The sequence below is a fragment of the Kitasatospora sp. NPDC004669 genome, assembly GCF_040609455.1.
GTDB lineage: Bacteria > Actinomycetota > Actinomycetes > Streptomycetales > Streptomycetaceae > Kitasatospora.
Genome location: NZ_JBEXKB010000008.1, coordinates 44417 through 67102 on the forward strand (window position 1 = coordinate 44417; position 22686 = coordinate 67102).

21 protein-coding genes are annotated in these 22686 nt (G+C 73.5%); 8 read left to right on the forward strand and 13 right to left on the reverse strand.

The annotated features are described in order from the left end of the window. Positions 1–120 precede the first annotated feature (120 nt). On the reverse strand, positions 121–843 hold the full coding sequence (locus tag ABZW30_RS09190; protein ID WP_355670400.1) for a response regulator: 723 nt from the start codon (positions 841–843) through the stop codon (positions 121–123). Then, positions 840–2519 (reverse strand): sensor histidine kinase, encoded by a 1680-nt coding sequence (locus ABZW30_RS09195; RefSeq protein ID WP_355670401.1) that lies wholly within the window; start codon positions 2517–2519, stop codon positions 840–842. Before ABZW30_RS09195 ends, ABZW30_RS09190 begins: the two co-directional genes overlap by 4 nt. Positions 2520–2738: 219 nt before the next feature. On the opposite strand from ABZW30_RS09195, the gene ABZW30_RS09200 reads away from it, so the two are divergent. Beyond that, positions 2739–4136, forward strand: coding sequence for a cation:dicarboxylase symporter family transporter (locus ABZW30_RS09200; RefSeq protein WP_355670402.1), 1398 nt, complete (start codon positions 2739–2741; stop codon positions 4134–4136). Positions 4137–4230: 94 nt separating this feature from the next. On the opposite strand, the gene ABZW30_RS09205 is transcribed toward ABZW30_RS09200, so the two are convergent. Beyond that, positions 4231–5196: a hypothetical protein gene (locus ABZW30_RS09205; RefSeq protein ID WP_355670403.1), complete on the reverse strand. Its 966-nt coding sequence runs from the start codon at positions 5194–5196 to the stop codon at positions 4231–4233. Positions 5197–5340: 144 nt separating this feature from the next. Beyond that, positions 5341–5844, reverse strand: a complete 504-nt coding sequence (locus tag ABZW30_RS09210) for an RNA polymerase sigma factor (protein ID WP_355670404.1) — start codon at positions 5842–5844, stop codon at positions 5341–5343. Positions 5845–6160: 316 nt separating this feature from the next. Here ABZW30_RS09210 and ABZW30_RS09215 point away from each other — a divergent pair, with 316 nt between their 5' ends. After that, complete coding sequence (locus tag ABZW30_RS09215; RefSeq protein ID WP_355670405.1) at positions 6161–6532, forward strand: hypothetical protein; 372 nt, start codon at positions 6161–6163, stop codon at positions 6530–6532. Positions 6533–6707: 175 nt separating this feature from the next. Here the strand turns inward: ABZW30_RS09215 and ABZW30_RS09220 are convergent, their stop codons facing one another. The 7 genes from ABZW30_RS09220 to ABZW30_RS09250 form a co-directional block, all read right to left on the reverse strand. After that, the gene (locus ABZW30_RS09220; RefSeq protein WP_355670406.1) at positions 6708–7349 is read right to left on the reverse strand and encodes an ATP/GTP-binding protein; all 642 of its coding nucleotides are present in this window, start codon (positions 7347–7349) and stop codon (positions 6708–6710) included. Further along, positions 7330–7677 carry a DUF742 domain-containing protein gene (locus ABZW30_RS09225; RefSeq protein WP_355670543.1) on the reverse strand — a complete coding sequence of 116 codons (348 nt, stop codon included), beginning with the start codon at positions 7675–7677 and terminating at the stop codon, positions 7330–7332. Before ABZW30_RS09225 ends, ABZW30_RS09220 begins: the two co-directional genes overlap by 20 nt. 197 nt (positions 7678–7874) lie before the next feature. After that, the gene (locus ABZW30_RS09230) at positions 7875–8285 is read right to left on the reverse strand and encodes a roadblock/LC7 domain-containing protein (RefSeq protein ID WP_355670407.1); all 411 of its coding nucleotides are present in this window, start codon (positions 8283–8285) and stop codon (positions 7875–7877) included. Then, the gene (locus tag ABZW30_RS09235; RefSeq protein ID WP_355670408.1) at positions 8282–11014 is read right to left on the reverse strand and encodes a nitrate- and nitrite sensing domain-containing protein; all 2733 of its coding nucleotides are present in this window, start codon (positions 11012–11014) and stop codon (positions 8282–8284) included. Before ABZW30_RS09235 ends, ABZW30_RS09230 begins: the two co-directional genes overlap by 4 nt. A 41-nt stretch (positions 11015–11055) precedes the next feature. After that, a complete protein-coding gene (locus ABZW30_RS09240) occupies positions 11056–11904 on the reverse strand; it encodes an MHYT domain-containing protein (protein WP_355670409.1) in 849 nt (282 codons plus the stop codon). Positions 11905–12243: 339 nt separating this feature from the next. After that, complete coding sequence (locus ABZW30_RS09245) at positions 12244–13608, reverse strand: cytochrome P450 (RefSeq protein ID WP_355670410.1); 1365 nt, start codon at positions 13606–13608, stop codon at positions 12244–12246. Between the two features lie 138 nt (positions 13609–13746). Continuing rightward, positions 13747–14814, reverse strand: coding sequence for an RNA ligase (ATP) (locus ABZW30_RS09250; protein WP_355670411.1), 1068 nt, complete (start codon positions 14812–14814; stop codon positions 13747–13749). A gap of 339 nt (positions 14815–15153) precedes the next feature. On the opposite strand from ABZW30_RS09250, the gene modA reads away from it, so the two are divergent. The 3 genes from modA to ABZW30_RS09265 all read left to right on the forward strand — a co-directional run bounded on the left by modA (position 15154) and on the right by ABZW30_RS09265 (position 17947). Beyond that, the gene (gene modA / locus ABZW30_RS09255) at positions 15154–15987 is read left to right on the forward strand and encodes a molybdate ABC transporter substrate-binding protein (RefSeq protein ID WP_355670412.1); all 834 of its coding nucleotides are present in this window, start codon (positions 15154–15156) and stop codon (positions 15985–15987) included. Positions 15988–16058: 71 nt separating this feature from the next. Next, the gene (locus ABZW30_RS09260) at positions 16059–16859 is read left to right on the forward strand and encodes an ABC transporter permease (protein WP_355670544.1); all 801 of its coding nucleotides are present in this window, start codon (positions 16059–16061) and stop codon (positions 16857–16859) included. Positions 16860–16876: 17 nt separating this feature from the next. After that, complete coding sequence (locus ABZW30_RS09265; RefSeq protein WP_355670413.1) at positions 16877–17947, forward strand: ABC transporter ATP-binding protein; 1071 nt, start codon at positions 16877–16879, stop codon at positions 17945–17947. A 31-nt stretch (positions 17948–17978) separates the two neighbouring features. Here the strand turns inward: ABZW30_RS09265 and ABZW30_RS09270 are convergent, their stop codons facing one another. Then, the gene (locus tag ABZW30_RS09270; RefSeq protein ID WP_355670545.1) at positions 17979–18683 is read right to left on the reverse strand and encodes a response regulator transcription factor; all 705 of its coding nucleotides are present in this window, start codon (positions 18681–18683) and stop codon (positions 17979–17981) included. Continuing rightward, complete coding sequence (locus tag ABZW30_RS09275) at positions 18683–19888, reverse strand: histidine kinase (protein ID WP_355670414.1); 1206 nt, start codon at positions 19886–19888, stop codon at positions 18683–18685. Before ABZW30_RS09275 ends, ABZW30_RS09270 begins: the two co-directional genes overlap by 1 nt. A gap of 182 nt (positions 19889–20070) precedes the next feature. Here ABZW30_RS09275 and ABZW30_RS09280 point away from each other — a divergent pair, with 182 nt between their 5' ends. Genes ABZW30_RS09280 through ABZW30_RS09290 form a run of 3 tightly spaced genes read left to right on the forward strand, consistent with a single transcriptional unit; the run spans position 20071 to position 22558 of the window. Continuing rightward, entirely contained in the window at positions 20071–20988 is a 918-nt protein-coding gene (locus tag ABZW30_RS09280) for an ATP-binding cassette domain-containing protein (protein ID WP_355670415.1), read from the forward strand. Next, positions 20985–21764, forward strand: a complete 780-nt coding sequence (locus tag ABZW30_RS09285; RefSeq protein ID WP_355670416.1) for a hypothetical protein — start codon at positions 20985–20987, stop codon at positions 21762–21764. Before ABZW30_RS09280 ends, ABZW30_RS09285 begins: the two co-directional genes overlap by 4 nt. 38 nt (positions 21765–21802) lie before the next feature. Further along, on the forward strand, positions 21803–22558 hold the full coding sequence (locus ABZW30_RS09290; protein ID WP_355670417.1) for a hypothetical protein: 756 nt from the start codon (positions 21803–21805) through the stop codon (positions 22556–22558). The last annotated feature ends 128 nt before the right edge of the window (positions 22559–22686 follow it).

Genomic DNA, 22686 nt, shown 5'->3' on the forward strand with positions numbered 1-22686 from the left:
CGCCACCCCCGACCGATCCAACGAGCGCGGCACCGAAAGGTCACGCCCGAACGCCCGGGGTTGCCGCGCGCCCGAACGCCCGGGGTCGCCGCGCGCCCGGACCTCAACCGCGCCGAGGGCTCACTCCCGGCCCTTCCACCGGTAGCAGAGCTCCGGCCGCCCAACGTTCCCGTACTGCGGCTCCCGCACCGCCCGCCCGGTGTCCACCAGGTGTTCGAGGTAGCGCCGCGCGGTGATCCGGGAGACCCCGGCGGCGGCGCCCGCGGCCGCCGCCGACAGCCCGGTCGCCGCCTCGCGCAGGACGGATGCGACGGTGTCCAGGGTGGGCGCGCTCAGCCCCTTGGGCAGCGTGCTGCGCTCGGACGTACGGAGCAGCGCGAACGCCTGGTCGACCTCGTCCTGCCCGGTCGCCTCCCCGGCCCGGCCGAGGCTGTCGCGGTAGCGGGCGTAGCGCTCCAGCCGGTCGTGCAGGGCGGCCGCGCTGAACGGTTTCAGCAGGTACTGCACGACCCCCGCCGACACCGCCTGCCGCACCATGGCGAGGTCGCGGGCCGAGGTGACCGCGATGACGTCGGTGCCGTGCCCGGCCGCACGCAGCGTGCGGCAGAGCTGGAGGCCGTGGCCGTCCGGCAGGTAGAGGTCGAGCAGGGTGAGGTCGACGGGCGTCCCCGCGGCGCGCGCCCTCTCCAGGAAGCGCAGCGCGTCGGCGCAGCTGTGCACCGTCCCGGCGGCATGGAAGCCGGGCTCGCGCTCGACGTAGAGGGTGTGCGCGGCGGCGGCCACCGGGTCGTCCTCGACCACCAGCACGGAGATCCCCGACCGGGCACCCTCGGCCGCCGTCACGTCAGGGCCCCTTCCCGCTCCCGAGCCCGGCCGGCCAGCGGCAGCCGCACGGTGAGCACGGCGCCTCGCTCCCGCCCGACCTCGACGGTGCCGCCGTTGCGCCGGGCGGCCTGGGCGACCAGGGCCAGCCCGAGGCCGTGTCCGTGGCCGTCCTGCTTGGTGCTCCAGCCGCGCCGGAACACGTCCCGGACGGCGGCCGGGTCGATGCCCGCCCCGGTGTCGGCGACTTGCAGCAGCAGGCAGGCGTCCGGGGAGCCCTCGCCGTCGATCCGGGCGGTGACGGTGACCTCCGGCGGCACGGGACTCTGCGCGGCTCCGGCGATCGCGGCGTCCACGGCGTTGTCGATCAGGTTGCCGAGCACGGTGATCAGGTCCCGGGCGGAGAGGCCGGACGGAAGCACCCCGTCGTCGATCCGGCTGTCCTCGGTGAGGGTCAACTCCACGCCCCGCTCCGCCGCTTGGGCCGCCTTGCCGAGCAGCAGCGCGGCCAGCACCGGCTCGCCGACCGCCGCGACCACCCGGTCGGTGAGCTGCTGGGCGAGTTCGAGCTCGGCCGTGGCGAACTCCACCGCCTGTTCGTGGCGGCCGAGCTCGATCAGCGAGACGACCGCGTGCAGCCGGTTGGCGGCCTCGTGCGCCTGCGCCCCGAGCGCCTCGGTGAAGCCGCGCACCGAGTCCAACTCGCCACTGAGTGACTGCAGTTCGGTGTGGTCTCGGAGGGTCACCACCCGGCCGAGGCCGGTGCCGATGGTGGAGGTGTTGAGCACCACGACCCGCTCGGCGGTCAGGTGTACCTCGTCCCGCACCGGCGCCTCGCCGAGCACGGCCGCCACCAGCGCCTCCGGCAGGCCCAGCTCCGCCATCGGCCGCCCATCCAACTCGCCGGTCAGGCCGAGCAGTTCGCGGGCGGCGTCGTTGCACAGCACGACCCGGTGCGAGCGGTCGAGCAGGATCAGCCCCTCGCGCACCGAGCGCAGGGTGGCCTGGTGGTACTCGTAGAGGTGGCTGAGCTCGCTCGGCCCCATGCCGTGGGTGTGCCGCCGCAGCCGGGAGTTGGCGAGGTAGGTGCCGACCCCGCCGAGGGCGAGCGCGGCCACCGCGACCCCGACCAGGGCCAGCAGCGGGCCGCTCAGCTGGGCGGAGATCGACTCCAGCGTCAGGCCCACGCTGACCAGTGCGACCACCCGGTGCCGGTCGTCCCACACCGGGGTGACCACCCGCACGGACGGGCCGAGCGTGCCGGTGTACGTCTCGCTGCGGGTCTGGCCGGCGAGCGCCCAGTCGATGTGTCCGAGGTAGCGCTTGCCGATCTGATCGGGCAGTGGGTGGGTCCAGCGCACCCCGCCGGTGTCCATGACGGTGATGAAGGAGACCCCGGTGTCCTGGCGCACCTGCTCGACGTACGGCTGGAGCATCGCGGTCGGATCGGGCCCGGCGACGGCGGAGCGGACGGACGGCGAGTCGGCGACGGCGTGGGCGACGGAGGTGACCTCGCGGCGGGCCGCGTCCTCGGTGCGCTCGGCGGTGTACAGGTAGGCGAGCACCGCGCCGCCCGCGACCACGGCGGCCACGATGACCACCTGGACGACGAACAGCTGCCCGGCCAGGCTACGGACCAGCCGGCACGGCAGGGGCGGCCGCCAACGCGGGCGGGTGGGGGCGGTGGGCACGGACATGCCTGCCAGTGTGCACCACGCCCACGAGGCTCCCCAGGAGTCCCGTCACCCGCCTCGGCCGAGAACTCGGGGAACTCCGGGAACGCACGACCGGGAGCCCTGGGAAGGCCCGATCGTGAACTCTATGAACGCAAACGTGACCTCCGTCACGCCCGAGACCCATAGTCGGAGCGGCCCACCACCCGGGGCCGCCAGGACTGCAGGGCGAAGGAGCCGCAGATGTCGATCGCTGGAGCCGCAACGGCGGGGGGACCCAGACGCAAGGACCGGACCCACTACCTCTACCTCGCCGTGATCGCCGCCGTGATCGCGGGTGTGGTGGTCGGGCTGGTCGCCCCCGGCTTCGCCGTGGAGCTGAAGCCGGTCGGTACCGGCTTCGTCAATCTGATCAAGATGATGATCAGCCCGGTGATCTTCTGCACCATCGTGCTGGGCATCGGCTCGGTCACCAAGGCCGCGAAGGTCGGCAAGGTCGGCGGCCTGGCCATTGGCTATTTCCTCGCCATGTCGACCGTCGCGCTGGCCATCGGCATGGTCGTCGGCAACCTGCTGGAGCCCGGCGACGGCCTGCACCTGACCGCCGCGCTCGCCAAGTCCGGCCACGCCCAGGCGGCCGCCGGCGGCGCCCAGTCGACCACCGACTTCCTGCTCGGCATGATCCCCGACACCCTGTTCTCCGCCCTCACCCAGGGCAAGGTGCTGCAGACCCTGCTGGTCGCACTGCTGGCCGGCTTCGCGCTGCAGGCGATGGGCCCGGTCGGCGCCCCGGTGCTGCGCGGGATCGAGCACCTGCAACGGCTGGTCTTCCGGATCATGTCGATGATCATGTGGGTCGCGCCGATCGGCGCCTTCGGCGCCATGGCCGCGGTGGTGGGGGCCACCGGCACCGCCGCCCTGAAGAGCCTCGCCGTGATCATGATCGGCTTCTACGTGACCTGCGTGCTGTTCGTCGTCGTGGTGCTCGGCGCGCTGCTGCGCCTGGTCGCCGGGATCAACGTGCTCGCGCTGCTCAAGTACCTCGGCCGCGAGTTCCTGCTGATCCTCTCGACCTCCTCCTCCGAGAGCGCGCTGCCCCGCCTGATCGCCAAGATGGAGCACCTGGGCGTCAGCCGCCCGGTCGTCGGCATCACCGTGCCCACCGGCTACAGCTTCAACCTGGACGGCACCGCGATCTACCTCACCATGGCCTCGATCTTCATCTCCGAGGCGATGGACAAGCCGATGTCGATCGGCGAGCAGCTCTCGCTGCTCGTGTTCATGGTGATCGCCAGCAAGGGCGCGGCCGGGGTCACCGGCGCCGGGCTGGCCACCCTCGCGGGCGGACTCCAGTCGCACAAGCCGGCGCTGGTGGACGGGGTCGGCCTGATCGTCGGCATCGACCGCTTCATGTCCGAGGCCCGGGCGCTCACCAACTTCGCGGGCAACGCCGTCGCGACCGTGCTGATCGGACACTGGACCGGCGAACTGGACACCGAGCGCGCCCGCCGGGTGCTGGGCGGCGAGCTGCCGTTCGACGAGCTGACCCTGGTCGACACCCACGGCGCCGCGGGCACCACCGAGCCCGCACCGGAGGCCCTCCCCGCCCAGGGAGCGGTACCCGCCGCATCCGCCGCCTGAGCGGCCCCGCCACCCCTCGACTCCCCCGGCCCGGCGCCTCCCACCAACCCCCGGAAACGGCGCCGGGCCGGGGGTTCCCGCTGTCCTCCGCCGATCAGAACTCCTGGGAGCCGCTGACCGCCCAGGCCACCCCGCTCGCCGGGTCCTCCAGCGCGAGGTGCAGATGGCGCAGTCCGGCGGCCGGCTCCTGCCAGGTGAAGCAGCGCATCCGGGCCACCAGGGCGGTCACCTCGGCGCGGTCCGGCCGGTCCGCACCGGCCATCGCGCCCAGCGCCCGCCACAGGCCCAGCCGCCCGTGCGCGCCGCCCTGGGCGCGGCCCACGGCGGCGGCCTGCACCAGCGCCGGGTAGGCCAGCGCGAACGGCAGGTACCCGCCGACCACCCGACGGCCCCCGGCCAGCACGGCGGCCGCCAGCGGGGCCTGGCCGCGCACGCAGACCACCTCCGCCCAGGGCACGAGCGCGGCCAGTTCGGCCAGCGCCCGGGTGACCCGCTGACCGCCCAGCCGCGCACCCGGTTCCGGCAGCTCGACCTCGCCCAGGCCCTCCCTGCAGGCCGGCAGGGTCAGCACCGCGCTGCGCGCTCCCCCGCCGGGCAGGTACTCGCGCACCCGCGAGGCCTCACCCCAACCGGCCGTCTCCCATGGCTCCAGCCGCAGGGGCACGCCCTCCGGGTCGGGCTCGGCCCCGTACGAGAGGTCCTCGCCGAGCAGCACCCGGGTGTGCGCGACCAGCCGGCGCACCGGGGCCGGGCCGAGCAGCGGGGCCAGCCGCAGCCAGGAGTGCCGGGTCGCCAGCACCTCCCAGAGCGGACCGGCATCGTGGTCGGCCACCCCGGCGACCGCCCCCTCGCCGCCGTCCGCGTCGAACAGCCGGACGGCCAGTTCGGGCGGCGCCGAATAGGCGATCAGGTGGCCGAGCGGCGCGGTCAGGGCCGCGGCGGCCTGCTCGCCGGCCTGCACGACGGCAGCCGCCCGACCCTGCCGGTAGGCGGCGAGCAGCTCGGGCCAGCGGCCGTCCTCGGCCAGGGCGCAGAGGCGGCGGTCATCGTCCGTGATCACGATTTTCAGCGTACGGGCCGGGGCGGCGCATCAGCCGACTTGCCGTCAGTTCGGTGCGTCGGAGGGCCGGTCGGGGTCCTCCGGCGCCGTTCTCAGGGACGGCCGTCAGCCGCCGCTCTCAGCGGTTGCCCTAAGGCGCTGCCCTCAGGCACCGCGCCGACGCTCCCGCTCCAGGACGGCACGCAGTCGACCGTGAGCGCGGCGCCGGGTGACCGCCAGGGTGCTGCGGTGCAGGCCGAGCAGTTCGGCGGCCTCGTCCACGGAGTAGCCGTCGAGGTCCACCAGCACCACGGCCCGGGCCTGCTTGGCGGTCAGGAAGCCGAGCAGTCGGATCACCTCCCAGCGCGCCTGCAGCTCGGCCATCCCGCCGGACCGCGGGTCGAGCGCGGACCGGCCACGTTCCGCCGCCTCGGCCGGATCGGGCACCTCGGGCAGCGCCAACCGGCGGCGCTCCCGGCGCCACTGGTCGCGCAGGATGTTCGTCATCGTGGTGAACACGTAGGCGTACGGCTGCGGATGACTGAGGAACCGCTCGGGGCTTCTGGCGATCCGCAGATAGGCGTCGTGGACGACGTCACCCGCCGCCAGCTGGCTTCCGGTGAGCATCGCGGCCGCCTGGTGGAGTCTGGGCAGCAGGTCGGTGAACACCTGGTTGAAATCGGCGGATTGGCGTTCCGTAGGACCCGTTCCGAACTCCTTCCCTCGCCCGCCCGCATATCGTCCGCTGCAATCCGCCATGCCGCTCTCCCCGGAAATCGGCATCCGAACGCCCAGTTGAGGCTGGCCTCAGCCCAACCGAGCGGGTTGTGACACAGATCACATCATAGTTCGTCGTCTCACGCTGCGCAGTCATTCGTGTGCAATTCGTCACCGGCCGGACGGGGGGCGGGAATTCACCCCCGACCGCCGCCGCGCCGGCCGGGGCGCTCCGCCCGATGGGAACCGTTGAGCGAGGAGAACCGCCATGCGAGGCTGCATCGCCAGGAAGATCGCCACGTTCGGGATGGCCGCCGCGGCCGCCCTGGGCATGCTCGGGACCGCCACCACGCCGGCCGCCGCGGCGCCGGCCGCCGACCAGACCATCACCCCCGGCGCCGCGGCGGCCTCGCCCCACATCGCCGCCGCCGCCTACCACTGCGTGATCACCGCCAACTACGGCTGGCGCTGGGAGGGGTACTGCAACATCTACTCCGGCCAGCTGCGCACTATCACCTACTGCGCCAACGGCACCTACACGGTCGGCCTGTGGATCGGCGCGCGGCCGCAGGCCTGGGCCGTGTGGGGCAACTGCCCGGGGTCCACCTGGACGAAGATCATCTTCCAGTGGCGCAGCTGAGCGGGTAGCGACGACGGGCAGCGGACGACAATCGACAGCCGACGGATGACAGATTTCAAAATCTGTCATCCGTCAGCTGAACTCTGTTCGCTGAAGTCCGTTCGCTGAAGTCCGTTCGCCGAGATCGGTTGAGACCCGTTGAGATCGGTTGAGATCCGTCCGTCGAGCTCGGCTCTCACCGAACCGACGAGGCCTCCGCCAGCAGCCGCGCGGTATGCATCCGCCCCGCGTGCTCGACCAGGTTGATCAGCACCTCCTTCCCCGAGGCCCGCCGCCGCGCGTCGCACAGCACCACCGGTGTACCGGCTTCCAGGTCCAACGCGCGGGAGACTTCCTCCGGCCCGAACTCGCGCGTACCGGCGAAACGATTCACCGCGACCACCAACGGGATGCCCCGGTGCTCGAAGAAGTCGACGGCCGGAAAGCAGTCGGTCAGCCGCCGGGTGTCGGCCAGCACCACGGCGCCGAGCGCGCCCTGCGCCAGTTCGTCCCAGAGGAACCAGAACCGGTCCTGCCCCGGGGTGCCGAACAGGTAGACCGCCAGGCCCTCGCGGATGGTGATCCGGCCGAAGTCCATCGCCACCGTGGTGGTGGTCTTGCGTCCCACCCCGTCGAGGTCGTCCACCTCCCGCCCGGCCTCGGTCAGTCGCTCCTCGGTGCGCAGCGGGCGGATCTCGCTGACCGCGCCGACCAGCGTCGTCTTGCCGACCCCGAAGCCGCCCGCCACCAGGATCTTGAGCGCGAGCACGGTGTCGGCCGGGTCCACCGGGTCGGACGGCCAACGGTCGGACGGACGGTCAGAGTGCGCGGAGTCCATGGATGACCTCCTGGAGGATGCGCTCGTCGGGGAGCAGGGCGGGCGGGACGGGGCGGCTGATCCGGATGAGCCCGGCCGCCAGCAGGTCGCCGAGCAGCACCCGTACGACGCCCACCGGCAGGTCGAGGTCGGCGGCCAGCTCGGCCACGGACAGCGACGCGCCCCGGCACAGGCCGAGGATGCGCGCCTGTTCCGGGCCGACCGGCGGCTCGGGGGCGTCCGGGGCGAGCGCCGGGTCGGGCAGGTCGGACACGACCACGGCGATCAGGTCGAACCGCTGCTCGCCGACCCCGGTCCGGCCCCTGGTCATGGCGTACGGGCGGACCAGCGGCCCGGCCTCGTCGTCGTACCAGCGGGCCCGGTGGGCGGCGGCGAGCGGATTGCGGGGGTGTCCGCCGGGCTCCGCCCTTGGATGCTCCGGATGTCGCTGGTGGTACGGGTGGAACGCGGGCGCCGACTGGTAGGGGCGGTCCGGCTGTTGAGGGCGGTCCGCTCGATGCGGCCGGTCCGGCTGGGGCACTGGGCTCACCCGCCGTGCACCACGCGGGGCGCGGCGTTCAGGTGCTCCCCGACCCGGCGGACCAGTCTGGCCATCTCGTAGGCGATCAGCCCGAGATCGGCCCTCGCGCCGGCGAACACGGCCAGGCAGGTGCCCTCCCCGGCCGCCGCGACCAGCAGGTATCCGCCCTCCAACTCGACCATGGTCTGGCGGACTTCGCCCGCGTTGAAGTGCCGGCCAGCGCCCTTGGCCAGGCTGTGGAAGCCGGAGGCGACGGCTGCCAGGTGCTCGCCGTCCTCGCGGTCCAGTCCGGTCGAGGTGCCCATGGCCAGGCCGTCGGCGGAGAGCATCACAGCGAAGCGGACCTCGGGGGCGCGCTGGACCAACTCGTTTAGGAGCCAGTTCAGTTCTCCCGCGCGGTGGGTGGTGCCGATCACGGACGGTCTCCTTCGGGTCGGGGTGAGGACGGGTGGTGGCGCAGCGGCCGGGGCCGGGCGGGGTCGGTCGGCGGTTCCTCGGGCCGCCGGTCGGGGCGCAGTCCGCGCGCCCAGCCGCTCTGGAATGCGGACATCGCCGCCCGCGCCGCCTCCGGGCTGCGGCTCGCGGGCGTCGCACCGGATCCGGAGGCTGCGGTCCGGCGGGTGCGCGGGCCCGTATCGGCCGGGGCCTCGCACAGTTGGGGCACCAGGCTCGCCTGCCGGACTCGACGCGGCAACTCCTCGGGCCCGTCGCCGGGTTGCGCCGTCCCGGCGACCTCCCCACCGGCCTGCCCGGCGGCCACCTCAGCCACCTGGGCCACCGGCGCGACCGGCGTACGGTACGGCTGCGGCGGACCGGACTGCGGACGGGAGGCGGCACCCGGGCCCCCGTCCGCAGCCGGTCCGGCCGTCCGGGCACCGGAGGCCCGGAAGGGGGTGCGGCGCACCGGCTCGGGGTCGTCGCCCCGGACGCCGAAGGCCAGCAGAGCCCCGCCCTCCGGCAGCGGCCCACCCGCCGCCGGAAGCTCGATCTCCGTCACCCCGTCGCCGGGGAAGGACGACCCCTCGGTCGGGAGCGGTGCCGGCTCCAGCCACGACGCGGCGACCGGACCCTCCGGGGCGGTCATGACGTCCAACTCCGGTACCGGCTCGAAGAATTGCTCCCTGCCGTCCCGCTCGTCGGCCAGCACCCCGGTGGGCAGCAGGACCACGGCGGTGGTGCCGCCGTACGCGGAGGTCACCAGCGAGACCTTGACGTCGTGCCGTCGGGCGAGCCGGCTGACCACGAACAGGCCGAGCCGGTCGCTGTCGAACAGATCGGTCCGCTCGGCGGCGGCGATCCGGCGGTTGGCGTCGGCCAGCGGGGTCGGCCCCATGCCGAGGCCGCGGTCCTCGATCTCCAACGCGTAGCCGTTGCCGACCTGTTCACCCCGGATGTGCACTCGGGTGTGCGGCGGGGAGAACCCGGTGGCGTTCTCCACCAGTTCGGCCACCAGGTGGGTGAGGTCGGCGACGGCGTGGCCGACCACGGCGACCCGCGGCAGCGGGTGCACCTCGACCCGGGCGTACTCCTCGACCTCCGAGACGGCCGCGCGCACCACGTCGATCAGAGGGACGGGTCGGCGCCAGGCCCGGCCGGGGACGGCCCCGGAGAGGATGATCAAGCCCTCCGCGTGCCGACGCATCCGGGTGGTCAGGTGGTCCAGCCGGAACAGGTCGGCCAGTTCGGACGGGTCCTCGGTGCGCCGCTCCATCGCGTCCAGCAGGGTGAGTTGGCGGTGCACCAGGACCTGGCTGCGGCGTGCGAGGTTGACGAACACTCCGGAGACCCCGGACAGCACCTCGGCCCGTTCCACCGCCGCCGTGACGGCCGCCCGCTGGACGGTGCCGAGAGCCCGGTGCACCTGGCCGATCTCGTCGTCGCGCCCCACCGGCCGGGGCGCCTCGGTGTCGATGTCCACCTCCTCCCCCGCGCGCAACTTGCGGATCGTGGCGGGCAGTTTGCGACCGGCGAGGTCGAGTGCCGAGTTCCGCAGGCCGATCAGCTCGGTGACCAGGCCGCGGCCGATCTGCACCGAGATCACCAGCGAGGCGACCACCCCGAGCAGACCGAGCAGCACGGCGATCCCGGCCGGGGTGAACAGGCCCAGGGCATAGGGGTTCTGGCGCTCGGCGGCGAGCCGTCCGGCTCGGTCCTCGACGGCGCGCAGGCCCCCGGCCACGTTCCCGGCGACCATCGCCCACCGGTCCGCGGGCACGGCGGCGACGGCGGCCCGGCCGTCGGCGGCAATGCGGGCCTTCTCCTCGTAGCCGACCAGTTCGCGGTGGTCCTGGCCGTCGGTGACGGCAAGCAGCGCGTCCCGGTCGGCGGGGCGCAGGTCGGCGGCCGAGCCCTGCTCTAACTCTCGCCGGGCGAAGGCCGCACCGGAGAACTCGCGCAGCTGGTCGTCGCCGAGCGCGCCGGAGAGCTGGGCGGTGCGCAGCAACGCGTCCTCGCGGGCGAGGAGTTCACGGGAGCGGGCGAGGTCCAGCAGCACCCGGGTGTCGGCGGCCGCCCGGCCGTCCTGCTGCGGGGCGACGGCGCCGGACACGGCGAGCGCCCGATCCACGGCCGCGCCGTACGCGGCGTACGCCTCGGGCCAGCCGACGGTCCGGGCCAGCACCCGGGCGCGCAGCTCGGGCAGCGCTGTGAGGGAGGCGCCGAGGGCGTCCAGGCGGGCGGCGGCGTCGGCGCCGAGGCCCTGGGCGTCGGCACGGTTGTAACCCTGGCCGGGGTGCCGGGGGTCGGGGAACAGCGGGGCGAGCGCCCGGTCGGTGCTGCTGGCGGCCTCCCGCAGGGCGCTCTCCCGGGCAGCGGAGGGGGAAGAGCCCGGGGCGGCCAACAGCTGGCCGACGGCGGCGCGTTCGGCCTGCAGGCCGGCGACCGTCCCGGCGACGGGGGTGAGCAGGGTGCGCTGGGCGTCGCGCAGGCGCAGCAGGTCCCAGACGCCCTGGGCGGTGGTGACGGTCGCGAAGCCCCAGAGGGCGATGACGGATACGACCGGGACCATCAGCAGGGCGATGATCCGGGCGCGGACTGTCCGGGGGCGCAGCCCGCGCAGCCAGGGGCCGGGGCGCGGTGGACGGGCGGGCGGCCCGGCGTGGGCACCCCGGCGGGCGCCGGGGGCGGTACCGCGGTCTTCTCGCATGGGTGAGGGGCCTTTCGGGCGGGGCGGGCTCGGTGCCGGGGTCAGGCGGCGCGGTCGTGACGGAACCGGTCGGGGGCTTCCGCGCCCGGGAGCTCGACGTCGGGGTGGGCGGCCGGCGCGGGGAACTCCTCGATGGTCAGCTCGCCCGCGGCCAGGTAGCCGTCCCGCTCCTGGGCGGTCGGGGAGAGGGCTGCGAAGGCCGAGGCGAGGAAGAGGAACGAGCCGAGGCCGACGGCGAGCGGGAAGACGAACTCCATCGGGCTGGCCCCGCCGAGACCGGTGCGGGCGGGGTCCAGCTGGACGTGGACGGCGGCCATGCCGGTGTAGTGCATGCAGCTGACGGCGAGTCCCATGGCCAGCGAGGCGGCGGCCGCCGCGTACACGTTGCGGATGGTGACGGCCGCCCAGAGCGCGGCGGTCGCGGCGCCCACCGCGATCAGCACGGACAACGCGACCGTTCCCGTGTCGTAGCGCAGCCCGCCGTGCATCCGCACGGCGGCCATGCCGAGGTAGTGCATCGCGGCGACGCCGATCCCGGTGGTGAAGCCGCCGCCCAGTAGGGCGAGGCCGCGGTGTCTGCCGTAGCAGACCACGGTCAGGCCGAGGCCGGTGACCAGCACCGCGACCGCCAGGCTGAGCACGGTCAGCGGCACGTTGTAGCGCAGTTCGGTGCCGTCGACGGTGAAGCCGAACATCGCGACGAAGTGCATGGTCCAGATGCCCGAGCCGATCGCTGCGGCGGCGGTGATCAGCCAGTTCCGACGGGCGGCGCCGCTCGCGGCCAGGCCGCGCAGGGTGCAGCGCAGCCCGAGGGCGGCGCCGGCACAGGCCATCACGTACGAGAGGACGGGGGTCAGCCAGCCGAAGCTGAACTGGTTGAGGGTGCCCATGGGACCTCCGGTCGACCGGTCAGGCCCGGGGCGGTACGCGGTGCGCCCGGGCTCCCCGGCCGGGCGGACTGCACGCGAGGCATATGCCGTCCGCATGTGCGCTTTCGACCTGGGGTGCCTGGGACGCTATCGAGGGGCCGGAATCGGCCACCGAAAGATCTGAAAAGCTGCCCGCATGGCGGGTGCGATGTGTTCGAATGACCCGGTCGTGTGCCCAGGTTCGGACGAGCGGTGGTGGCGGCGCGGCGAGCGACAGCGAACAACAGACAACTAACAGCGGACAGATGACGGATTTCGAAATCTGTTATCTGTCCGCTGAAAGTTGAACGCTGAAACCCGTCAGCCAGCCGCCGTCACCCGCACCCGCATCGGGCTCGCCGCCCTCAGCGTGATGCTCTGCACGAGCGCCACCCGCCGGTCCACCACCTCCATCTCGAAGTCCCGCAGCAGCACCCCGAGGGTCAGCACCGCCTCCAGCATCGAGAAGTGCTGCCCGATGCACGCCCGCGGCCCCCCGCCGAACGGGAACCAGGCGTACCGGTGCCGGGCCTTCTCCTCCTCCGGCAGGAACCGGTCCGGGTCGAAGCGCTCCGGCTCCGCCCAATGGTCCGGGTGCCGCTGGGTGACCAGCGGCGCGACCACGACCTGGGCCCCCGCCGGGATGACGTGCCCGTCGATGACCGTCTCCTCGACCGCCCGCCGCCCGATCAGCGCCGCCGCCGGGAAGAGCCGCATCGCCTCCTTCAGCACCCGGGTGATGTACGGCAGCCGCTCCAGGTCCGCCGCCGTCGGCGCCCGCCCGGCCAGGACGGTGCGCGCCTCCTCCTGCGCGAGCTTGCGCTGCTCCGGGTGCTTGGCCAGCAGGTGCAGCGCGAAGGCCAGCGAGGTGGCCGTGGTCTCTTGCCCGGCGAGCAGGAACACCAGGACCTGGTCACGGAGTTCGGCCGGATCCAGCCGCTCGCCGTCCTCGCCGCGGGCCCGCCCGAGCAGGGTCAGCAGGTCGTCCGCGCCCTCGTCGCCGCCCCCGCGCGCGGCCCGCTCGGCGATGATCCGGTCGCAGATCTCGTACAGCGCCCGCTGCGCCTCCGCGCCGCGCCGGTTGCTCGGCGTCGGCCAGGTGCGCGGGAGCCGGACCGGCGCGAAGCCGCGCTCCTTGATGTACTCGCCGAGCACCGGGAAGTTGCGGTTCACCACCTCCACCGCCTCCTCCACATCGGCGCCGAAGAGGATCCGCGCGACGGCGCGCAGCGCGAATCGCGACATCTCCTGCGCCGCGTCCACCACCCCGCCGGGCACGGCCCGCCACCGCTCGGCGAGCGCCTGCGCCTCCTGGGCGAGCGCGTCCGCGTAGCCGTCCACCCGGCGCCGGGTGAACAGCGGCTGGACGAGCCGTCGCTGGCGCTGGTAGTCGCCGTCCTGGCTGGTCAGCAGCCCGTTGCCGACGCTGGTCCGCAGCTCGTCGTAGAAGCTGTTCTCCTTGCGGAAGTTGGCCGCCTCGCTGCCCAGGACCTGGTGGGCGCCCTCAGGCGAGAAGACCCCGTAGAACTCGACCCGCAGGCCGGGCGGTCCGGCCCGGAAGCGCACCACGTCCCCGTGGTCGCGACGGGCCGCGAGGTGGGTGCGCAGCGGATGGCGGGTGAGGTCGAAGAGCGACCCGACCAGGGGGTTCCCGGCCGGTCCGGGCACGGCGGCTGCGGTGGTCATCGGCACTCCTTCTGCGCTGGCGACCCTTCAACCTTACTGACGGGTATTCAGTCGTGGAAGCGTCCAGCGGAAACGCGGGGGCGGGCGCGCATCGTGCGCACCCGCCCCAAGCACAGGCGCCGGCCACAGGCGCCGGGATCACTCGTACTCGGTGCCGCCCTTGCGCGTCAGATAGGCGTCGCTGACCACCTTGGCGATCGCCCGCCCGCCCAGCACCGGGCTCCATCGCTCGGCCACCGGCCGGACCACCACGCCCTCGCGCAGGTGGAGTTCGCGCCCGGAGTGGCTCTCCTTGCCGTGCGCGTACGCCAGCACAGTCTCGGTGTCGAACGGCCCGCGCCACAGCTCGGGCACCAACGGCAGCTCGCCGTCCAGCAGTTCGGCGGCGGGCAGCCAGGCCAGCTGCCCGTCGACCACGGCGGACACGTCGAATACGGCGTACCCGGGCCGTTCGGTGCGCGCGGAGGCCCCGTACGTCAGGTCCTGCACGCCCTCGCCGAACACCTCGCCGAAGATGCCGACCCGCTCGGCGCCCAGCCGTTCGGCCAGTCGGGCCGCCACCGCCGGGAGGTCGTACGCGCGCACCGCCCGCCAGTACAGGTTGCGCCCGTCCTCGGCCAGCGCCAGCCCCTGCGCGCCGATCCCCTTGGAGGAGACCTGCACCTCCTCGGTGGCGGCGGTGTACGTGACCAGGCAGCAGCTGCCGTGCAGCTTCTCGGTGAGCACCACCGGCTCGCCCGGCTCGAAGACGTCGGGGTAGCGCTTGAGGTTCTCGACGTCCACCCAGGGCAGCAGGTCCGGCGCGCTGACCACGTCGCCGTTCATCGAAGTCGGCACCGGCGGCTGCCACTTGACGATCCCGAGCAGCTCGGCGAAGTCCTCGCCCCGGTCGGCGGCCGCGGCCAGGTCGGTGTCGGCGAGCGCACCGGGCCGGCAGACGATGCCCTGCGAGAGCTCTCCGCGCAGCCGTACCGCCTTCACCCGGTTCGCCCGGGAGCCGGCCAGCTTGCCGGTCAGCCCGATCTCCGTGATCAACCCATCCGGGAGGACGGCCTGTTCGGGGATGTAGAGGGCGAAGTCGCCGGTCCGGTAGACACCCTTTGCGACCACCGCCCGATAGAGGCCGACCTGCGCCAACTCCAGAGCGTCGGCGTTCGGGTGCTCAAGAATGACGAGCCTCTCGGCAGTGACTCGAAGTGTGGACATGGGCGGACTCTTCCCCTGGGCTCGAACGTCGGGCGCCCGGCACGACCGCTCATCGATCGTACGACCGGGCTACGAACACTCTGACCGTTCGACCGACCTCGGTGCGACGGGTTTTCCACGGCGGCGCCGACGACCCCGCCGAACCGCCCCCCACACACGTACCGTCCGTGCACGTTTGAGCCTTCCCACAGCGGGCCCGAGCCGCCTGCCCCACCCCGCCTGTGCGAAGCGACAGAGGATTTATCACTCGCATTTGCGGCACTATGATCGCCGTAATGGCCGCACCTGCGGCCAGGGCTCCGCGCCCCTTCCGGCGCGCACCCCGGAGGGGAAGCACCGATGAGCACCCGCACCACCGTTACCCGCAGACTCGCCGTCGCCGCAGCGGCCCTCGCCCTCAGCCTCGGGGTCACCGCCTGCGGCAGCGACGGCGGCTCCACCTCCTCGGCCGCGAGCAGCAGCGCGAGCACCACCGGCACCGGCAGTGCCCCGAAGGCCCACGGCGACATCACCGTCTTCGCCGCCGCCTCACTCAAGGAGACCTTCACCGACCTCGGCAAGAAGTTCGAGGCCGCCAACCCGGGCACCAAGGTCACGTTCAACTTCGGCGGCAGCTCCGCCCTCGCCACCAGCATCAACTCCGGTGCCCCGGCAGACGTGTTCGCCGCCGCCAGCCCCGCCACCATGAAGACCGTCACCGACGCGGGCGGCGCCAGCGGCGAGCCGAAGACCTTCGTGAAGAACACCCTCGCCATCGCCGTGCCCAAGGGCAACCCCAAGCACATCGCCGGCCTGAAGGACCTCACCGCCCCCGGCGTGAAGGTCGCGCTGTGCGCGAAGGAGGTACCCTGCGGCGCCGCCGCCCAGACCGCGCTGAAGGCCGCCGGCCTCAACCTCACCCCGGTCACCCTGGAGCAGGACGTCAAGGGCGCGCTCACCAAGGTCGAGCTCGGCGAGGTCGATGCCTCCCTGGTGTACAAGACCGATGTGCAGTCCGATGCCGCGAAGATCGACGGTGTGGACTTCCCCGAGGCCGACAAGGCCGTGAACGACTACCCGATCGCCGCGCTGGCCAAGGCGCCGAACAAGGACGGCGCGGCCGCCTTCGTCGCCTACATCCAGTCGCCCGAGGCCAAGCAGGCACTGACCGCAGCGGGCTTCCAGGCGCCGTGAAGAACCGCACCACCGGCCGCGACGGCGCCGAGGACCAGGGCGCCCCGGCGACGGCAGGACCCGCGAAGGCCCTGCCGCGCCGCCGCCCGGGCGCGCACCGCGTCCCGGTCACACTGCTGCTCCCGGCACTGCTCGGACTGGCGTTCCTGATCCTCCCGCTGGTCGGCCTGCTGGTCCGGGCACCGTGGAGCGGCCTGTCCGAGCAGCTCACCAGCACCGCCGTCTGGGAGGCCCTGCGGCTGTCGCTGGTCTGCGCGACGGCCGCCACCGCGGTCTCGCTGGTCCTCGGCGTCCCGCTGGCCTGGCTGCTCGCCCGCACCGAGCTGCCCGGCCGGCGGGTGATCCGGGCGCTGGTCACCCTGCCGCTGGTGCTGCCGCCGGTGGTCGGCGGTGTGGCGCTCCTGCTGGTGCTGGGGCGGCGCGGGATCGTCGGCTCCTGGCTGGACTCGGCCTTCGGCATCACGCTGCCGTTCACCACCACCGGGGTCGTGATCGCCGAGGCCTTCGTGGCGATGCCCTTCCTGGTGATCAGCGTCGAGGGCGCGCTGCGGGCGGCCGACCCCCGCTACGAGGAGGCGGCCGCGACCCTGGGGGCCTCCCGGCTGACCGCGTTCCGACGGGTCACCCTGCCGATGATCGCCCCGGGGATCGCCGCCGGGGCCGTCCTGGCGTGGGCCCGGGCACTCGGCGAGTTCGGCGCGACGATCACCTTCGCGGGCAATTTCCCGGGCCGCACCCAGACCATGCCGCTGGCCGTCTACCTGGCCATGGAGTCCGACCCGGAGGCCGCGATCGCGCTGTCGCTGGTCCTGCTGGCGGTCTCCGTCGCCGTCCTGGTCGGCCTGCGCGACCGCTGGATGTCGACCTCGTGACCCGGAATGCGGAGCCCATGAGCGCCACCGACACCACCACCCTCGACGCCCATCTCCGGGTGGACCGCGCCGCGTTCACCCTCGACCTCGCGCTCACCGCCGCCCCCGGCGAGGTGATCGCACTGCTCGGCCCGAACGGCGCCGGCAAGTCCACCGCCCTGCGTGCCCTGGCCGGCCTGCTCCCGCTCACCGGCGGCCACCTGCGCCTGGACGGCCACCTGCTGGAGGACCCGGCGCAGCGCCTGCACACCCCCGCCGAGGAGCGGCCGGTCGGTGTGGTGTTCCAGGACTACCTGCTGTTCCCGCACCTCAGCGCGCTCGACAACGTCGCCTTCGGACCGCGCTGCCAGGGCCGCCCCAAGCGCGAGGCCCGCGCCGAGGCGCTCGCCTGGCTGGACCGGATGGGCCTGGCCGAGCATGCCTCGGTCCGCCCCGGCCGGCTCTCCGGCGGTCAGGCGCAGCGGGTGGCGCTCGCCCGGGCGCTGGCCGTCCGTCCCCGGCTGCTCCTGCTGGACGAGCCGCTGGCCGCCCTGGACGCCCGCACCCGGCTCGACGTCCGGTCCCAACTGCGGCGCCATCTGGCCGAGTTCGAGGCAGTGGCGGTACTGGTGACGCACGACCCGCTGGACGCCATGGTGTTGGCCGACCGGCTGGTGGTGATCGAGGACGGCCGGGAGGTGCAGTCCGGCAGCCCGGCGGAGGTCGCCCGGCGGCCGCGCACCGACTACATCGCCCGCCTGGTCGGGCTGAACCTGTACCAGGGCCGGGCCGAGGGCTCCCAGGTCAGCCTCCCGAACGGCACGGTCGTGGCCACCGCGGAGGAGCTGGCCGGCCCGGCCTTCGTGACCTTCCCGCCCTCCGCGGTGACGCTGTACCGGGAACGGCCGCAGTCCAGCGCCCGCAACCTGTGGAAGGCCGAGGTCACCGGCCTGGACCTGCACGGCGACCGGGTGCGCGCCGCGCTGTCGGGGGACCTGCCGATGGCCGCCGACCTCACCCCGGCCGCGGTCGCCGAGCTGGAGCTGGCGCCGGGGGTGGAGGTCTGGGCCTCCGTCAAGGCCACCCAGACCCATGCCTACCCGGCCTGACCGCGCAGCCGGCCGTCCCGGCCCGCGTGGGTCATTCCGACGGCTCGACGAACCCCGACTCGTACGCGGCGATCACCGCCTGGGTGCGGTCCCGCGCGCCGAGCTTCGCCAGCACGCTGCTGACGTGCGTCTTCACCGTCTGCACGCCGAGGAACAGCTGCTCGGCGATCTCCCCGTTGCTGAGCCCGCGTGCCATCAGCCGCAGCACCTCCGCCTCGCGCTCGGTCAGCGCCGCCCGGGCCATCGCCGCGCGGGCGCCGGAGTTGCCGTGCCCGGCCGCCAGGCGGCGGATCGCTGCCGGGAACAGCAGCGATTCGCCGGCGGCCGCCAGTCGTACCGCGTGGGCGATCTCGGCCGGGCGGGAGCGCTTGAGCAGGAAGCCGTCCGCGCCCGCGCGCAGCGCCTGGTAGACGTAGTCGTCGTTCTCGAAGGTGGTGACGATCAGGATCCGCGGCGGCCGCTCCCCCGGCGCGCCGGGGCGCAGCAGCTCGCGGGTGGCCGCCAGGCCGTCCAGGACCGGCATCCGGACATCCATCAGCACCACGTGCGGGCGCAGCGCGCGGGCCAGGGTCACCGCCTCCGCGCCGTCGGCCGCCTCGCCGACCACCCGCAGATCGCCCTGGGCCTCCAGGACGGCCCGCATCCCGGCGCGGACCAGTTCCTCGTCATCGGCGAGCAGGATGTCGGTCATCCCGGCGACCCCCTTGGTCGGACCGTCAGCCACAAGATCATTCATCACGAGCCCAAGCGTAGGGGCAGCCGCACATGCAGCACCCACTCCTCGCTGCCGTCCCGCGACGCCCCCGCCGTGGCCTCCCCGCCGAGTAGCGTGGCCCGCTCGCGGATGCCGCGCAGCCCCTTTCCGCCCTTGCGTGCCCCGGCGGCGGGATTCCGCACCGCGACGCCCCCTGCGGCCGACATCGCATTGGCGCAGCGCAGCTCCAACTGCCCGCCCCGGACGGCGATCCGTATGCTGACCGGCTCGCCGGGCGCGTACTTGAGCGCGTTGGTGACGCCCTCCTGGACGATCCGGTAGGACTCGCGGGAGAGCACCCCGGGCAGCTTCCCCTCCGACAGGTCGACCAGCGCCTCGACCGGGCTGCCGGCCGCCCGCGCGATGTCGAAGAGCGCGGGCAGCTGGTCGACGCCCGGGTGTTCGGTTGCCGCGCCCTCAGGGCTCTCGCGCAGCAGCACGAGGGTGCGTTCGAGATCCTCCATGGCCTGCCGCCCGGTCTCCTCGATGACTTCGAGCGCCTTGGCGACGAAGGCCGCGTCCCCGACCTCCCGCGCGGCACCGGCCTGGAGCACCGTCACCGTCAGGGCGTGGCCGATGGAGTCGTGCAGTTCGCGGGCCAACCGGTTGCGCTCCAGCAGCCGTTCGGCCCGCAGCTCCGCCTCCGCCAACCGCTCCGCCGGTGACGGCCCCAGCAGCCGGACCGCCATGGCGAGTTGGAGTCGCCCGACACCCACCACCAGCCAGCCGTAGCCGAGCAGCGCCACCGGTAGCAGCAGGAGGTAGCGCGGCCCCTGCGTACCCGTCAGCAGGTGGGCACCGTCAGTGAGGCCGAGCACCGTCGCCATCCCTACGGCCGAGCCGAGCGCGACCCGGCCGACCAGCCAGAGCGCGGTGCGCCACCGGTCGGCCCAACTGCCGGAGGGATCGGCGGCGATGTCGGCCTCGCAGTCGGGCACCAGCAACAGCCGGGCCTGGACCCCCTCCGCCCGCCGCGCCGCCGGAATGAGGGCGACGAGCACCAGCAGGACGCAATCCGTGACCACGGCCTCCGCCACGATCCGAGAGAGGGTCAGCCCGTACGTCCCCGGATAGATCAGCAGGATGACTCCCATGGAGATCCATCCGACCAGCAGGTGCAGCAGACGCGCGTAGGTGGCACCGGCCAGCAGCGGCGCGAGGATTCGGGGCACTGCGATCTTGGTCACCGAGCCATCCTGCCAGGTCAGCGGCCGGTTCGGGATCACGCCCGGGCCGGGGGCTCGCTCCCTCCCAGGAGGGAGGCGGCTCCACTCCGCGGCGGGATCCGCCGGGACCGCCGCTCCAGTGGAATGTGATCGTCGGCAGGGCGCCGGCACCCGCACCGGACCAGCCAGAGGGGAGCGCGGCCGTGATCGAAATCCAGGGCCTCACCAAGGAGTACGACGGACGACGCGTCGTCGACGACCTGACCTTCGAGGTCCGACCCGGCCTGGTGACCGGCTTCCTCGGCCCGAACGGCGCCGGCAAGAGCACCACCATGCGCCTCGCCCTGGGCCTGGAACAGCCCACCGCCGGACGCGCCCTCGTCGCCGGCCGCCCGTACGCCGAACTCGCCGACCCACTGCGGCAGATGGGCGCGCTGCTGGATGCCCAAGCCCTGCACGGCGGCCGGACGGCTCGCGGCCACCTGCGCTGGCTCGCCGCCAGCAACGGCCTGCCGGAGCGCCGGGTGGACGAGGTGCTCGGCCAGGTCGGCCTGACGGACGCCGCGGGTCGGCGCATCCGCCGCTTCTCGCTCGGCATGCGCCAGCGCCTCGGAGTGGCGGCCGCGCTGCTCGGCGACCCGGCGGTGCTGCTGCTGGACGAGCCGGTGAACGGCCTCGACCCCGAAGGCATCCGCTGGATCCGTACACTCCTGCGCGAACTGGCCGCCGAGGGAAGGTCGGTACTGGTCTCCTCCCACCTGATGAGCGAAATGGCGCTCACCGCCGACCACTTGGTGGTGATCGGCCGCGGCCGACTGCTGGCGGACTCCCCCACCGCCGAGTTCATCGACCAGCACGGCCGCACCCGGATCCGGGTGCGGGCCGTGGACCCGGGCAAGCTGGCCGCGCTGTTCGGCGGCGGCGACCACGGCTTCACCGCCGTCCAGGTCGACGGTGGCGCCTGGGAGGTGACCGGCGCCGAACCGGAGCGGATCGCCGCACTCGCGGCCGCGCACGGCGTCGTCCTGTACGAGATCGCGGTCCAACAGGACTCCCTGGAGGAGGCGTTCATGCGGATGACCGCTGACAGCGTCGAGTACCGCGCGGAGGTGGCCGCATGAGCATCGGCATCGGCTCCCCCGGAGCGTACGTGTCCCCCGCCGTCCGAGCCCTCCGGGTCCTCCGCTCCGAGCGCATCAAGTTCACCACGCTCCGCTCGCTCTGGCTCACCCCACTGCTCGCCCTGCTGCTCACCGCCGGCGTCACCACGGCCGTGGGCGCCGCACTCGGCAGCGCGGAACCGCACATCGTCGACGATCCCGGCGTGGGCGTCTTCTACGGGCTCAACTTCGGCCATGTCGCGCTGGCTTGCTTCGGCATCCTGCTGATCGGCCAGGAGTTCAACACCCGCATGATCGACGTCTCCCTCACTGCCGTCCCCCGCCGTGCCCGGATGTACGGCGCGAAACTCGCGCTCGGTGCGCTGGTCGGCCTCGTCGTCGGCGCGGCCGGTACGGCGGGCGCCTTCGCGGGGTACGCGGCGACCGTCCCCGGCGACTGGCACGGCCCCGCCTTCACCCGCGCCGTCGTCGCCGGAGTGCTGTACCCGCCGCTGCTGGTGGTGTTCTGCCTCGGGCTGACCACGCTGTTCGGCAACCTCACCGCCGCCATGGGCCTGATCGTCCCGACCGTCTTCCTGGTGTCGCCGGCGCTCGGCGGCCTGCCCGGGGCACGGCTGGTGGCGCAGTTCCTGCCCGACCGCGCCGGCCAGTACGCGCTCCACTACGTCGACGACCCGCAGGTCGCGTACGGGCACTGGACCGGGCTGCTGATCATGGCGCTCTGGACGGCCGCGTCGGCGTACGCCGGCCTGCGCGCCCTTCGGCGCGACAAGTGACGCTGCGCCAAGTGGCGCCGGAAGAAGGGAAGATGAGAATGAGTCTGGGACCGACCGTTAACGCCCTGCGCGCCGAACGGATCAAGTTCACCACCCTGCCCTCGCAGTGGGCGGCCCCGCTGACCGCCCTGGCCCTGACCGTGGGCATCACCGCCGCCGTCAACATGGCCTACGGCACGAAGGACCACACCCCCGGCGAAGACCCGGCCGGCGGGATCTACTACGGGCTGCTGTTCGGCCATGTCGCCGTGGCCTGCACGGGAATCCTGCTCATCGGGCAGGAGTTCAACACCCGCATGATCAACACCTCGCTCACCGCCGTCCCCCGGCGCGGGCGGTCGTACGGCGCCAAGCTGCTGCTCGGCGCCGGGCTGGGACTGCTGCTCGGGCTGCTGTCGACGGCGGGCTCGTTCCTGGCCGTCGCCACCACCGTCGGTCTGGACACGTCCACTCCCGGGCTGGGCCGCAGCTTCCTGGCCGGCGCGCTCTACCACCCGATGATGGTGCTGATCTGCCTCGGACTGACCGCGATGCTGGGCAACTTCAGCGCTGCGCTCGGTCTGCTCACCCCGATGGTGTTCCTCGGCACCACCTGGCTGGCCGCGATCCCCGGCGTCCGTGAGGTCGGCCAGTTCCTGCCCGACCGGGCCGGTCTGTACGCGACGCGCACCCAGGCCGAACCGGGCATCCACTACGGGCACTGGACCGGGCTGCTGATCATGGCGCTCTGGACGGCCGCGGCAATGTACGGCGGGTGGCGGGCGATGCAGCGGTACCAGGCCTCGGGCGCCTGACGACGGACGGCCGACGCGGACGGTGGACGCGGGCCGGCGTACAGCGGACAGATGACAGATGACAGATTTCGAAATCTGTCATCCGTTCGCTGTCATCCGTTACCCACCACCCGTCACTCGCCCTCCGC

Coding starts and splice junctions, on each gene's coding strand:
- ABZW30_RS09195 (WP_355670401.1), bottom strand. CDS start 2,519: ATGTCCGTGCCCACCGCCCCCACCCGCCCGCGTTGGCGGCCGCCCCTG.
- ABZW30_RS09200 (WP_355670402.1), top strand. CDS start 2,739: ATGTCGATCGCTGGAGCCGCAACGGCGGGGGGACCCAGACGCAAGGAC.
- ABZW30_RS09215 (WP_355670405.1), top strand. CDS start 6,161: ATGCGAGGCTGCATCGCCAGGAAGATCGCCACGTTCGGGATGGCCGCC.
- ABZW30_RS09220 (WP_355670406.1), bottom strand. CDS start 7,349: ATGGACTCCGCGCACTCTGACCGTCCGTCCGACCGTTGGCCGTCCGAC.
- ABZW30_RS09235 (WP_355670408.1), bottom strand. CDS start 11,014: ATGCGAGAAGACCGCGGTACCGCCCCCGGCGCCCGCCGGGGTGCCCAC.
- ABZW30_RS09240 (WP_355670409.1), bottom strand. CDS start 11,904: ATGGGCACCCTCAACCAGTTCAGCTTCGGCTGGCTGACCCCCGTCCTC.
- ABZW30_RS09245 (WP_355670410.1), bottom strand. CDS start 13,608: ATGACCACCGCAGCCGCCGTGCCCGGACCGGCCGGGAACCCCCTGGTC.
- ABZW30_RS09250 (WP_355670411.1), bottom strand. CDS start 14,814: ATGTCCACACTTCGAGTCACTGCCGAGAGGCTCGTCATTCTTGAGCAC.
- modA (WP_355670412.1), top strand. CDS start 15,154: ATGAGCACCCGCACCACCGTTACCCGCAGACTCGCCGTCGCCGCAGCG.
- ABZW30_RS09265 (WP_355670413.1), top strand. CDS start 16,877: ATGAGCGCCACCGACACCACCACCCTCGACGCCCATCTCCGGGTGGAC.
- ABZW30_RS09270 (WP_355670545.1), bottom strand. CDS start 18,683: ATGAATGATCTTGTGGCTGACGGTCCGACCAAGGGGGTCGCCGGGATG.
- ABZW30_RS09285 (WP_355670416.1), top strand. CDS start 20,985: ATGAGCATCGGCATCGGCTCCCCCGGAGCGTACGTGTCCCCCGCCGTC.
- ABZW30_RS09290 (WP_355670417.1), top strand. CDS start 21,803: ATGAGTCTGGGACCGACCGTTAACGCCCTGCGCGCCGAACGGATCAAG.